At 66.6% G+C, this 12,298-nt stretch carries 14 protein-coding genes; 13 read left to right on the top strand and 1 reads right to left on the bottom strand.

The annotated features are described in order from the left end of the window. Positions 1-19 precede the first annotated feature (19 nt). The 11 genes from DF286_RS01130 to DF286_RS01085 all read left to right on the top strand — a co-directional run bounded on the left by DF286_RS01130 (position 20) and on the right by DF286_RS01085 (position 8,990). Entirely contained in the window at positions 20-1,228 is a 1,209-nt protein-coding gene (locus DF286_RS01130; RefSeq protein WP_109269767.1) for an ABC transporter permease, read from the top strand. Between the two features lie 59 nt (positions 1,229-1,287). Continuing rightward, entirely contained in the window at positions 1,288-3,585 is a 2,298-nt protein-coding gene (locus DF286_RS01125) for a bifunctional salicylyl-CoA 5-hydroxylase/oxidoreductase (RefSeq protein WP_109269766.1), read from the top strand. Beyond that, positions 3,585-4,418 carry an SDR family NAD(P)-dependent oxidoreductase gene (locus DF286_RS01120; RefSeq protein ID WP_109269765.1) on the top strand — a complete coding sequence of 278 codons (834 nt, stop codon included), beginning with the start codon at positions 3,585-3,587 and terminating at the stop codon, positions 4,416-4,418. Before DF286_RS01125 ends, DF286_RS01120 begins: the two co-directional genes overlap by 1 nt. After that, positions 4,418-6,016 carry an AMP-binding protein gene (locus DF286_RS01115; protein ID WP_170303912.1) on the top strand — a complete coding sequence of 533 codons (1,599 nt, stop codon included), beginning with the start codon at positions 4,418-4,420 and terminating at the stop codon, positions 6,014-6,016. Before DF286_RS01120 ends, DF286_RS01115 begins: the two co-directional genes overlap by 1 nt. 211 nt (positions 6,017-6,227) lie before the next feature. Further along, positions 6,228-6,485 carry a hypothetical protein gene (locus DF286_RS01110; protein WP_243444676.1) on the top strand — a complete coding sequence of 86 codons (258 nt, stop codon included), beginning with the start codon at positions 6,228-6,230 and terminating at the stop codon, positions 6,483-6,485. 57 nt (positions 6,486-6,542) lie between these two features. After that, on the top strand, positions 6,543-6,776 hold the full coding sequence (locus DF286_RS01105; RefSeq protein WP_109269763.1) for a hypothetical protein: 234 nt from the start codon (positions 6,543-6,545) through the stop codon (positions 6,774-6,776). Positions 6,777-7,097: 321 nt separating this feature from the next. Beyond that, positions 7,098-7,259, top strand: a complete 162-nt coding sequence (locus DF286_RS15020; protein WP_158274585.1) for a hypothetical protein — start codon at positions 7,098-7,100, stop codon at positions 7,257-7,259. After that, positions 7,252-8,034 (top strand): phage shock protein PspA, encoded by a 783-nt coding sequence (pspA, locus tag DF286_RS01100; RefSeq protein ID WP_109269762.1) that lies wholly within the window; start codon positions 7,252-7,254, stop codon positions 8,032-8,034. Before DF286_RS15020 ends, pspA begins: the two co-directional genes overlap by 8 nt. Then, complete coding sequence (locus DF286_RS01095; RefSeq protein ID WP_109269761.1) at positions 8,031-8,321, top strand: hypothetical protein; 291 nt, start codon at positions 8,031-8,033, stop codon at positions 8,319-8,321. The genes pspA and DF286_RS01095 overlap by 4 nt, the downstream gene beginning before the upstream one ends. A gap of 57 nt (positions 8,322-8,378) precedes the next feature. Beyond that, on the top strand, positions 8,379-8,723 hold the full coding sequence (locus DF286_RS01090) for a PspC domain-containing protein (RefSeq protein ID WP_109269760.1): 345 nt from the start codon (positions 8,379-8,381) through the stop codon (positions 8,721-8,723). 33 nt (positions 8,724-8,756) lie between these two features. Further along, positions 8,757-8,990 (top strand): hypothetical protein, encoded by a 234-nt coding sequence (locus DF286_RS01085; protein WP_109269759.1) that lies wholly within the window; start codon positions 8,757-8,759, stop codon positions 8,988-8,990. Positions 8,991-9,153: 163 nt separating this feature from the next. On the opposite strand, the gene DF286_RS01080 is transcribed toward DF286_RS01085, so the two are convergent. Then, complete coding sequence (locus DF286_RS01080) at positions 9,154-9,654, bottom strand: SixA phosphatase family protein (RefSeq protein ID WP_109269758.1); 501 nt, start codon at positions 9,652-9,654, stop codon at positions 9,154-9,156. A 263-nt stretch (positions 9,655-9,917) separates the two neighbouring features. Here DF286_RS01080 and DF286_RS01075 point away from each other — a divergent pair, with 263 nt between their 5' ends. Then, complete coding sequence (locus DF286_RS01075; protein ID WP_109269757.1) at positions 9,918-11,186, top strand: 3-methyl-2-oxobutanoate dehydrogenase (2-methylpropanoyl-transferring) subunit alpha; 1,269 nt, start codon at positions 9,918-9,920, stop codon at positions 11,184-11,186. Between the two features lie 8 nt (positions 11,187-11,194). Next, the gene (locus DF286_RS01070) at positions 11,195-12,199 is read left to right on the top strand and encodes an alpha-ketoacid dehydrogenase subunit beta (protein ID WP_109271908.1); all 1,005 of its coding nucleotides are present in this window, start codon (positions 11,195-11,197) and stop codon (positions 12,197-12,199) included. The last annotated feature ends 99 nt before the right edge of the window (positions 12,200-12,298 follow it).

Raw genomic sequence — 12,298 nt, 5'->3', positions numbered from 1 at the left:
AGCGGGAGGCGAGGGCTAGATGTTCGGCACCACCATCATCCTCGCCATTCGCGAGATACGGCGTCATCTGTTGCGCTCGTTCCTCACTATCCTCGGCATCGTCATCGGCGTCGCCGCCGTCGTGACGATGGTCACGCTCGGCAACGGCGCGACCCAGGCTGTGTCGGACCAGATTTCGAGCCTCGGCTCCAACATTCTCACCATCCGGCCGGGGCAGGGGTTCGGGCGAGGTGGAGGCGGTCCGCGTCCGCCCAATTTCGATGAAGCGGATGTCGAGGCGATCCGCGGCCAGGTGGTCGGCGTCAGCGCCGTCGCGCCGCGCGCCCAGGCCTCGACCACCGCGGTACGCAACGCCGCCAACTGGTCGACGACGGTGAACGGCACGACCGGCGACTATCTGACCGCGCAGCAATGGCCGCTCGACTCCGGCCGCACCTTCACCGACGCCGAGGAACAGAGCGGCCGCGCCGTCTGCATCATCGGCGCGACGGTGCGCGACAATCTCTTCGGCCGCCAAAACCCGCTCGGCGAGCGCTTCCGCCTCGGCGACGTCGCCTGCGAGGTGATCGGCACGCTGTCCCGGCGCGGCCAGTCCGGCTTCGGCGGCGACCAGGACGACACGGTGCTGATGCCGATCAAGGCGGTGCAACGCCGCTTCACTGGCAACCGCGAGATCGAGAATATCACCGTCGCCGTGAATCCGGCCTACGAGACGGCGACCGTGCAGCGTTCGATCGAGGACCTGCTCCGCGAGCGGCGCGGCATCGGCCGCGGCGAACCGGACAATTTCCGAGTCACCGACACGCAGCAGATCGCAGAGACCCTGTCCGGCACGACGCGCATCCTCACCATGGTCATGGGGGCGGTGGCCGCCGTCAGCCTGCTGGTGGGCGGCATCGGCATCATGAACATCATGCTTGTCTCGGTGACGGAGCGGACGCGCGAGATCGGCATCCGCCTCGCCATCGGCGCCGTCGCGCGGGAGGTGCTGCTGCAGTTCCTGGTCGAGGCGGTCGTGTTGGCCTGCCTCGGGGGGCTCATCGGCCTCGCCTTGGCGCTGGTCGCGACGATGGTGGTGGCGCCGCTCATCCAGGTGCCGTTCCTGTTCGATCCGCAGATCAATATCGTCGCCTTCCTCTTCTCGGCGCTGATCGGCATCGTCTTCGGCTATTTCCCGGCGCGGCGCGCCGCCTCACTCAACCCGATCGACGCGTTGCGGCACGAATAACGCCACTCCCTTGCCAGCGCCGCCGGAGCCTTTTACGCCTGCGCTGGAGGGAGAGTTGGATGCGGATCGCGTGCCTGGGCGGGGGTCCCGCCGGGCTTTATTTCGCCATCTCGATGAAGCTGCGCGATCCGCGCCACGAGATTGACCTGTTCGAACGCAACCGGCCGGACGACACCTTCGGCTGGGGGGTGGTCTTCTCCGACCAGACGGTCGAGAATCTGATGGCGAACGATTCCGTCAGCGGCGAGATCATCCAGAGCGAATTCGCCCATTGGGACGATATCGACGTCCATATCCATGGCGAGACGATCCGCTCGTCGGGCCACGGCTTCATCGGCATCGGCCGCAAGCGGCTTTTGAGCATCCTCCAGGCGCGGGCGCGCGAGCTCGGCGTCACCCTCCATTTCGAGCATGAGGCGAGCCCCGATCTCGACGACTGGAAGGACTACGATCTCGTTATCGCCGCCGACGGCGCCAACAGCCGCATCCGCACCCGCCATGCCGAGCATTTCGGCGTCGACATCCAGACGCGGAAGAACAAGTTCTTCTGGTTCGGCACCAGGCAGGTGTTCGAGGCCTTCACCTTCGCCTTCGAGGAGACCGAGGCCGGCTGGGTCTGGGCCCACGCCTACCGCTTTGACGACGACCTTTCGACCTTCATCGTCGAGATGGACCCGAACACCTGGGCGAAACTCGGCCTCGATCGGATGGACCAGGGAGAAGCGATCGCCCTGTGCGAGAAGATCTTCGCCCGTTATCTCGGCGGCCACAGCCTCATGTCCAACGCGGCGCATCTGAAGGGGCCCGACGCCTGGCTCAACTTCCGCCGCATCATCTGCGACCAATGGTCGTACAAGAACCTCATCCTCCTGGGCGACGCTGCCCACACCGCCCATTTCTCGATCGGCTCGGGCACCAAGCTGGCGCTGGAGGACGCGATCAAGCTTGCCCAGGTGCTGAACCGCCCCGGCCTTTCCCGCGAAAAGGCGCTGGAGGAATATCAGGCGGAGCGGAACCTGGAGGTTCTGAAGCTCCAGAACAGCGCGCGGAACTCGACCGAATGGTTCGAGACCTTGGACCGCTACCTGCATTTCGAGCCGATCCAGTTCGCCTATTCGCTGCTCACCCGCTCGCAGCGCGTCAGCCACGAAAATCTGCGCCTGCGTGACAGACCCTGGCTCGAGGGCGTCGAGCGCTGGTTCCAGTCGCGGGCTGTCGGCACACCGGTCAACGATCCCGCCCCGCCCATGTTCGCGCCCTACAAGCTGCGTGAGCTGGAGCTGGCGAACCGCGTCGTCGTCTCGCCGATGGCGATGTATTCGGCGCGGGACGGCACGCCCACCGACTTCCACCTCGTCCATTACGGCACCCGCGCCCAGGGCGGCGCCGGGCTCCTTTACACCGAGATGACCTGCGTCTCGCCGGAGGGCCGCATCACCCCCGGCTGCGCCGGCCTGTATCGCCAAGAGCATCTCGCCGCGTGGAAGCGGATCGTCGATTTCGTCCATAGCCACGGCCGGGCTAAATTCTGCCTCCAGCTCGGCCATAGCGGTCCCAAGGGTTCGACCAAGGTCGGCTGGGAAGGCTATGACGTGCCGCTGGAGAGCGGCAACTGGCCGGTCATGGCCGCCTCAGACGTGCCCTGGAGCCCCGACAACCAGGTGCCGCGCCCGATGACGCGCGCCGACATGGACGCGGTGCGCGACCAGTTCGTAGCGGCGGTGAAGATGGGGCTGGAATGCGGCTTCGACATGGTCGAGCTCCACGCCGCCCACGGCTATCTCCTCTCCAGCTTCATCACCCCGCTCACCAACAAGCGCAGCGACGAATATGGCGGCAGCCTCGAAAACCGGCTCCGTTTCCCGCTCGAAGTGCTCCGAGCCATGCGCGCCGTTTGGCCTTCGGACAAACCCATGTCCGTCCGCATCTCGGCCAATGACTGGATGGGCGACCTCGGCGTCACCCCCGACGAAGCGGTCGAGATCGCCCGCGCCTTCTGGGAGGAGGGCGCCGACCTCATCGACGTCTCCGCCGGCCAGACCTGGGCGGAGTGCAAGCCGATCTACGGCCGCATGTTCCAGACCCCCTTCGCCGACCAGATCCGCAACGAAGCCCGCGTCTCGACCATGGCCGTCGGCAACATCTACGAGACCGACCACGTCAACTCGATCCTCGCCGCCGGCCGCGCCGACCTGGTGGCGCTCGCACGGCCGCACCTCATCGACCCGATGTGGACGCTGCGCGCCGCCGCGGCCCAGGATTATCGCAAGATCCACGTCCCGCCCCAATATCTCGGCGGCCAGGCTCAACTCGCGCGCAATCTCCAGCGTGAGCAAGAAGCGGCATTGAAGGCCTGATGCGTCTCCGGGGCCACCACGCGCTCGTCACCGGCGGGGGCACCGGCATCGGCGCCGCCATCGCCAGGGTCTTGGCCGAGGAGGGGGCAAAGCTGACCCTCGTCGGCCGCCGCCGCGGCCCGCTGGAGGAAGTCGCAAACGACATCCGTTCGTCCCGAGCGAAGTCGAGGGGCGCTGGCACCGACTCCGAGAAACGCCCCTCGACTACGCTCGGGACGAACGAGGCTGTGCTCGTTGCACCCGCCGATGTGACCGAGCGGGAGGAAGTCGATGCAGCCTTCACCGCCGCCCGTGCCGCCAACGGTCCGATCACCATTCTCGTCAACAACGCCGGCACCGCTGCCGCTTCGCCCTTTGCCAAGGTCACGCCCGAAGCCTGGTGCCAAGTGATGGCGGTCAATCTCGACGCGCTGCTCCATTGCTGCCAGGCGGCGCTGCCGGACCTGCTCGCCGCGCCCTCGGCCCGCATCGTCACCATCAGCTCGATCGCTGGCCTCAAGGGCGGCGCCTATATCGCGCCTTATGTCGCGGCCAAGCATGGCGCCGTCGGCCTCACCCGCGCGATGGCGGCCGAGTTCGCCAAGACCCATCTGACGGTGAACGCCGTCTGTCCCGGCTATGTCGAGACGGACATCGTCGCGGGCGCCATTGCCAATATCCGCGAGAAGACCGGCCGCAGCGAGGAAGAGGCTCGCGCCGCGCTCACCGCCACCAATCCGCAGGGCCGCCTCATCCAGCCCGAGGAAGTGGCGAGCACCGTGCTGTGGCTCTGCCTACCGGAAAGCCGCTCGGTGAACGGACAGGCGATCGCGATAACGGGTGGGGAGGCGTGATGGAGACTGCGCATATCGACACTTTCGTCCGCGACCGTTTGCCGCCGCCCGAGCAGCAGCCCGAATTCCTCTTCGACCTGCCGGAGCTTCGCTATCCGGAACGGCTCAACGCCGCTGTCGAGCTGATCGACAAGAACGACCCCGACGCGCTCGCCGTCCTCAACGATGCCGGGACCTGGACCTATGGCGAGATGCGGGCGCTCTCGGACCGCATCGCCCGCCTGCTGGTCGAGGAGGAGGGGCTCGTCCCCGGCAACCGCGTCTTCATGCGCGGGCCGAACAATGCGATGCTCTTCGCCTGTTGGCTCGGCATCCTCAAGGCGGGCGGCATCGTCGTCGCCACCATGCCGATCCTCCGCTCCGGCGAGATCGCGACCGTGCTGGAACGTGCCCAGGTCAGTCATGCGATCGTCGATGCAAGATGCCTCGCCGACTACACGCCCGCCGCCGAAAAGACCGGTCTCGTTCGCTCGCTCCTCACCTATGACGGCGACGCCGGCACCGGCGAGTTGGAGCGGCGGCTGGAGGTTGTCGCCCCCGGCTTCGCGCCGGTCGAGACATGCCGCGACGACGTGGCTCTCATCGCCTTCACCTCCGGCACCACCGGCAAGCCCAAAGGTTGCATCCACTATCACCGCGACATCCTGGCCTCAGCCGACGCTTTCGCCGCCAACATATTGAAGCCCAAGCCCGGCGATCGTTGGGCCGGGTCGCCGCCGATCGCCTTCACTTTCGGCCTGGGCCAGCTCCTCATCTTCCCCTTCCGCTCGGGCGGCACGGCGGTGACGATCGAGGCGCCGAGCCCCGCCGCACTCCTCGATGCGATCGATCGCCATAAGATCACCACCCTCGCCACCGCGCCCACCGCCTACAAGGCGATACTGGGGCAGCTCGCCGGTCGCGACATTTCCAGCCTCCACACCTGCGTCTCCGCCGGCGAACATCTGCCCGCCGCCACCTGGCACACCTGGAAGGAAGCGACCGGCCTCTCGATTGTCGACGGGATCGGCTCGACCGAGATGATGCACATCTTCATCTCCGCATCCGGTGACGATGTCCGCCCCGGCGCCACCGGCAAGGCCGTTCCGGGCTATCGCGCCTGCGTGCTGGGCGACGACGATCAGCCACTTCCGGCTCCCGGCACCGGGCGCCTCGCCATCAAAGGTCCCACCGGCTGCCGCTATTTCGACGATCCGCGCCAGGCGGACTATGTGATCAATGGCTGGAACGTCACGGGCGATACCTACCGCGCGGATGAAGAAGGCTATTTCTGGTATCTCGCCCGCTCCGACGACATGATCATCTCATCCGGATACAATATCGCCGCGCCGGAGGTGGAGAATGCGCTCCTCTCGCACCCGGCGGTGCAGGAATGCGCCGTCATCGGCGCCCCCTGCGAGGAGCGGGGGCAGAAGGTGAAGGCGTTCGTCGTCTGTGCGCCCGGCCATGCGGCGTGCGAAGCGCTCGCCGCCGAGCTCCAGGCCCATGTGAAGGCCACCATCGCCCCCTACAAATATCCTCGCGAGGTGGAGTTCGCCGAGGCGCTGCCCAAGACCGCCACCGGAAAGCTCCAGCGCTACGCGCTGCGTGAGGGGTAGGCGGACGGCCCTCCGTCACCGCGAGGAGTGTAGCGACGAAGCAATCCAGTCCTGCGCCGCCTGGATGGCTTCGCTCCGCTCGCAATGACGACCGGCCCGCGTTAACCATGAAAGTCGCTCCGGCGTCGGAACGGTTTACAAACTCTTAACGTTTTGAAGCCGGAGGCCAGCTTTTCCGCCGCTGGCCCGTTTCTTGCGGAAGCGAGGACCGATGCTGAAGAAGCTGGCCCGGCTGTTCACGATCAGGACTCGTCTCGAGGCGTGGGCCGTGATCTATGCCATCGCCGTCGGCGCGGTCAGCCGCGGCTACCATTATATGGACGTCTATCCCGGCCCCATCGGCCACGTCTTTTTCGCCGCCTGCACGGGCGTCGTCTTCGTCGCCGGCGCCAAGATCCTCGACTCGACCGCGCCCAAGCGCAAAAAGGATGAGGACCGCCGCCGCGGCGACAGGCGGGCGGCCGCCTGAAGCGGAACGGTGCCCTCGGGTGAAGTGTTGATCCTCAAAAGAGTTGAGGATCGATCGATGACGGGCAAGGACGACAAGCTTCACGGCAAGGGCGGCGCCGGCGAGTCCGGCGGCGGCGCCTATCCCAATCCGCACCAGGGCAAAAAGCCCAAGGGAGGCGGCTTTATGGGCCATGGCGGCCAGAGCGACATGGCCTATCACGGCAAAGGCCGGCTGGGCGACAAGAAGGTCGGCGGCAACGCCAATGCGCCGGCCGGAGAGGCGGGCGCCGACGAGGTCGAGCGGGATTAACGGCGACAAACGGAACGTCATCCCGGCGGACGCCGGGACCCAAGAACACGGGCATCTGTAGTTCTGAAGGGCTTCTTCGCCTGGCGTATCGAACATCTGTGTTCTTGGGTCCCGGCTTTCGCCGGGATGACGTTAGTGTGGTGATGCCAACCTTTGGTGTATTTCGCCAACTCGTAGCCTCGCTCTTCGCGCCTTGGTCCGCCGCCCTCTCCAAAAACCGCTGATTTCCGCCACTCGCGCGGTTTGGCACGCCTCTTGTAACCTTGGGTTCATCTCCGCCGATACGCGGTGGAGACAAGGCCAAGGTTCAGGAGACCGTCCATGTTCAACCGTGACAAAGTCCAGCGCACCGCCGCTGCCATTGTGGCGGCTCTCGTCTTCAGCAGCGTGATGGTAGGCGCCGCCGTCGGCCCCGCCCGCGCCCTCGAAAACGCCCCTGCGGTTTATGCCCAGGTCCAGGTCGCGGACCAGGCCCATGGCTGACGCGAACCCCGATCTGGTCATCGTCGGCCGGGAGGATCTCACCCCCATTCCGCCCCGGCCGACGCCCCGCGTCCACATCCGCTCCCAGGTCCAGCGCGGCCGGCGGTCGGCGATCTTCTCGCGGACCCGCGACATCGTCGCCGCCAACGTCACCGACCTGCTCGACAAGGCGGAGGACCCGGCGAAGATGATCCGGCTGATGATCGTCGAGATGGAGGAGACGCTGATCGACGTCCGCGCCTCCACCGCCCGGACGATCGCCGACCAGAAGGAAATGCGCCGCCAGCTGGCCCGCCTGGAGACGCTCCAGGCGAGCTGGGCCGAAAAGGCCGAGCTGGCGCTGAGCAAGGATCGCGAAGACCTCGCCAAGGCGGCGCTGATCGAGAAGCAGAAGGCCGCCGACATGGCGGATCATCTCCAAGGCGAGATCGCGCTGCTCGACAATGCGATGAAGGCTTCGGAGATCGACATCGCCCGGGTGGAGGCCAAGCTTCGCGAGGCCCGCGCCCGCCAGAGCGCCATCGTCGCCCGGCTGCAAAGCGCCCACCACCGCGCCCGCATGCGCGAGATGACGGCCGGCGCGCGCGTCGACGAGGCCTTCGCCCGCTTCGAGCTGCTCGAGCGCCGGGTCGACATGGCCGAGGGCCATGCCGATGCGCTGGCGCTCGGCGCGCCGGCGAAGACCCTCGAGGAGGAACTGGCCGAGCTGCGGACCGCCGAAATGGTCGAGACGGAGCTCGAGGCGATGAAGGCGGCCCGGAAGGACGCGGCATGACCATCGAGATCGAAGGCCTCGCCCAAATGATCACGGGGATGGAGATCGCCGCGTGGATCGGCGGGGTGGCCTTCATGCTGATCGCCGGGCTGGCGCTCTACCTCCTGGTGCGGCCGCCGAGGCGGCGGGAGGAGCCGACGCCGATCGCGGACGACGAGTTGGACCGCGAAGACCTTCGCGCGCTCGTCGACCGGATGGAGCGCAGGCTCGCTGTGCTGGAGCGGACGATTGATGATGAGCGCCCGGGCCGGGCGAACGGAGCCGAGCAGGCGAAACGGATCAATTGAGGAAGACCGCCCGCGCCGAGGCGTGGGCCTGGAATACAGGGCAGGAAGGAACGGGACATGCGCAAGAAATTCTATCTCGACCGGCGGAACGGCATGCTGATGGGCGTCTGCGCCGGCATCTCCAGATACACTGGCTGGGACGCGACATGGGTGCGGGTCGGGGCCGTGCTGCTGACCCTGGTCGGGCTCTTCCCCTGGACCTTGATCGCCTATGGGGTCGCCGCCTGGGCCGCCAAGCCCGCGCCCTACGACACTCTCGGCTATGAGTATCGGGCGCCGAGGACGTCCACCCACGAGATCCGCTCGAGCATGCGCGACATCGACCGCCGCATGGCCGAGGTCGAGCAATATGTCACCGACAACAACAGCCGCCTGGCGCGTGAGATCGAAGAGCTGCGCTGAGCGTCAACGAGACTAAAAGGAGGGAGGTGTAAGATGAGCGAACCGCTGACAATGATCGCCGTGGCGAGCGTCGGATTGCTCGGCCTGTCGATCGCCGTCCTGGCCGCCTTGAAGGGCTGGCAGGGCTGGTTGGACCTGAAGCGGATGGAACTGGCCGGGAGCCAGCGGTCCGAGGCACGGTCCCCCGCCTTTGAGCGGATCGAGATGGCCGACCTCAAGGAACGTATCCGCAAGCTGGAGTCGATCGCTTCTGGCGTCGACCTCTAAATCCTGCCCGGGCTGGTCTCGGGGAGGGGGGTCATGCGACGCATGGTGGAGGGGTAGCTGGCACCGAGGTCAAAGGGATCGCGGCGAACGCCAGGACCAGTGCCTTTCACCCCTCCACCAGCTTTCAGCTGGTCGCCCTCCCCCAGGCGAGCTTGGGGAGGAATTATTCCACCAGCTTCATCCGGGTCGTCACGCGCCTCTGTCCCGAAATCTTCCACACATCCCCGAAATCCTCGTGCACCAGCGGCCCCGGCCGCTGGCCGCCCAGCGCGGCCACGATGTCCGGCACGGTGTTGCTGTGCCCGACGATCAGCACCGGTGGCGGCTCCTTCATCACTTCGGTGATCAGCCCCGCCGTATCCCGAGGATCGTAGAGCCGCGGCGTGATGCCGAGTGTCGCTGCGAGGGGCGCCGCCGTCTGCTGTGCCCGCTTGGTCGTGCTGACGAAGATCGTCGCCGGCGGCTCCTGGTCCACGAAGAAATCCGCGAGCCGCTCGGCGTATCGCTGCCCCTCCTCGGTCAGGTCCGGATCGGCCGCGCCTTCGGGCGTGTGGAGGTGCCGCATGACGTAGAAGGTGGAAGGCGCCTGGTAGGGCGCCATATAGGCGCAGGCTCCGAGGACCAGGATCAAGGCGGCGGCGAGGAACGCACGGGCAAAGGTCATCGGCAAGGCTCCCACTTCTGTGCCCGGCGAAAACCGGGGTCCTGTAGCGGATTCAATCCTGGGCCCCGGCTTTCGCCGGGGAACTACGTTGCCCAAATCCCGCCTTGGGGCAACCGCTCGTCAAGGGGTGCATCGGCCGAAAGAATCGACTAGGAGCGAGCCCATCAGGCTCGTGGGCCCGGTTCCGGTCCCGCGCACAAGATGATTTTTCCAGCGCGCTGCAGGGGTTTTGGCGGCGCGCGGTGACGAGGACTGGGTTGAGAATGAACAGAGACAAGGAGCGTCGCAACCGGCCGGCGCTCGCCTTACACGTTCCCGAGCCGGATGCGCGGCCGGGTGACGAGATCGATTTCAGCCATATTCCGATTCCCGCCGCTGGCGCCGCGCCGCGCCCCGACGTCTCCGCCCGCCCCGACGCCATCCGCGATCTCGCCTATGGCCTCGTCCGCGTGCTCGACGAAGAGGGAAGGGCGGTCGGCCCCTGGGATCCGCGCCTCGACGCCGATACGCTGCGCCGCATGCTGCGCGACATGATGATGGTGCGCGTCTACGACGACCGCATGTACCGCGCCCAGCGGCAGGGCAAGACCAGCTTCTACATGAAGTCCACCGGCGAGGAGGCGATCGCGGTCGCCGGCACCCATGCCCTCGATCGGGAGGACATGACCTTCCCGACCTATCGCCAGCAGGGCATCCTCGTCGCCCGCGACTATCCGCTGATCGACATGATGTGCCAGGTCTATTCGAACCGGGGCGATCCGCTGAAGGGCCGGCAGCTGCCGATCATGTATTCCACCAAGGAATATGGCTTCTTCTCAATCTCCGGCAATCTCGGCACCCAGTATCCGCAGGCGGTCGGCTGGGCGATGGGATCGGCGATCAAGGGCGATAGCCGCATCGCGGTGGGCTATATCGGCGACGGCGCTACCGCCGAGGGCGATTTCCACAACGCCGTCACCTTCGCCGGCGTCTACCGCGCACCCGTGATCCTCAACATCGTCAACAACCAGTGGGCAATCTCGACCTTCTCCGGCATCGCCGGCGCGGAGCTCACCACCTTCGCCGCCCGCGCCGTCGGCTATGGCATTCCGGGCCTGCGCGTCGACGGCAACGACGCGCTCGCCGTCTATGCCGCGACCCGCTGGGCCGCCGACCGCGCCCGCTCCAACCTGGGGCCGACCCTGATCGAATTCTTCACCTACCGGGTCGAGGGCCACTCCACCTCGGACGATCCCTCCGCCTATCGCCCGCAGGGCGCCGGCAAGGCTTGGCCGCTGGGCGACCCCATCGAACGCCTCAAGCAGCACCTCATCGGTCTTGGCGAATGGGACGAGGAGCGTCACGCCGCCCAGCATGAGGAACTGAACGCGGAGGTCCGCGCCGCCCAGAAGGAGGCGGAGAAGCTCGGCACGCTCCAGTCCGATCCCTGGTCCGATATCGGCTCCATGTTCGAGGATGTGTACGAGGACGTGCCCTGGCACCTCGCCGAGCAGCGCGACCAGGCGCTCGCCGAGAAGGAGGCGAAGCGCTGATGAAACCCATGAACATGATCGAGGCGATCAACAGCGCCCACGACGTGATGATGGAGCGCGACCCCAACACCGTCGTACTGGGCGAGGATGTCGGCTATTTCGGCGGCGTCTTCCGCGCCACCGCGAACCTCCAGAAGAAATATGGCAAGTCGCGCGTCTTCGACACGCCGATCGCCGAGGGCGGCATCGTCGGCACCGCCATCGGCATGGCGACCTATGGCCTCCGTCCCGTCGCCGAGATCCAGTTCGCCGATTACATCTATCCCGGCTTCGACCAGATCGTGTCGGAAGCCGCTCGCATCCGCTACCGTACCGCCGGCGAATGGACGGTGCCGCTCACCATCCGCACGCCCTATGGCGGCGGCATCTTCGGCGGCCAGACCCACAGCCAGTCGCCCGAGGCGCTCTTCGCCCATGTCGCGGGTCTGAAGGTCGTCGTCCCCTCCAACCCGTATGACGCCAAGGGTCTCCTCATTGCATCGATCGAGGACAATGACCCGGTCGTCTTCTTCGAGCCCAAGCGCATCTACAATGGACCGTTCGATGGCTTCTACGAGCGCCCGGTGACGCCCTGGGCCAAGCATCCGAAGGCCGAGGTGCCGGAGGATTATTACACCGTCCCGCTGGGCAAGGCTGAAGTCGTCCGCGAAGGCGAGGCGGTGACGATCCTCGCCTATGGCACGATGGTCCATGTCGCCCTCGCCACGGCGGAGGCCGAAGGGATTGACGCCGAGGTGATCGACCTTCGCACCATCGTGCCCGTCGACATCGACACAATCGAAGCGTCGGTGAAGAAGACCGGTCGCTGCGTCGTTGTCCACGAGGCGACCCGCACCGCCGGCTTCGGCGCCGAGCTTTCCGCGCTGGTGCAGGAACGCTGCTTCTACCATCTCGAAGCCCCCGTGCAGCGGGTCACCGGCTTCGACACCCCCTATCCGCATTCGCTCGAATGGGCCTATTTCCCGGGGCCGGTCCGCCTCGGCCAGGCCCTCAAGAAGACATTGGAGGACTGAAGCGCGATGCGTCTACGTCCAGAACGTCATTGCGAGCGGAGCGAAGCAATCCAGTCCGGAGCCGAGCTGGATTGCTTCGTCGCTCCGCTCCTCGCAATG

This window comes from Sphingosinicella humi (assembly GCF_003129465.1).
In the GTDB taxonomy this organism is placed as follows: domain Bacteria; phylum Pseudomonadota; class Alphaproteobacteria; order Sphingomonadales; family Sphingomonadaceae; genus Allosphingosinicella; species Allosphingosinicella humi.
The sequence above is the reverse complement of the archived record's forward strand: the minus strand, read 5'-3'. Positions and strand labels throughout refer to the sequence as shown.